At 41.6% G+C, this 243-nt stretch carries 1 protein-coding gene; it reads left to right on the top strand.

Features of this window, described 5'->3' with window-relative positions; genetic code table 11:
- Nucleotides 1-243, top strand: a 243-nt coding sequence (locus tag AWV70_RS22220; protein WP_153010097.1) for an MFS transporter, incomplete at both ends; no start/stop codon positions are given.

The following is a 243-nucleotide window of genomic DNA, read 5'->3' on the forward strand; positions in this document are numbered from 1 at the left end:
TCTGATCAGCTAGGCATTAAAAGGTTACTCCTATTTGGGATTATAATAAATTGCTTCGGATCGGTAATTGGGTTTGTTGGACATTCTTTTTTTCCCATACTTATTCTGGCTCGATTTATTCAAGGAGCTGGTGCAGCTGCATTTCCAGCACTCGTGTTGGTTGTAGTTGCGCGCTATATTCCAAAGGAAAATAGGGGTAAAGCGTTTGGTCTTATTGGCTCCATAGTAGCTATGGGAGAAGGT

Origin of the sequence: Sporosarcina koreensis, assembly GCF_001531445.1 — a bacterium.
In the GTDB taxonomy this organism is placed as follows: domain Bacteria; phylum Bacillota; class Bacilli; order Bacillales_A; family Planococcaceae; genus Sporosarcina; species Sporosarcina koreensis_C.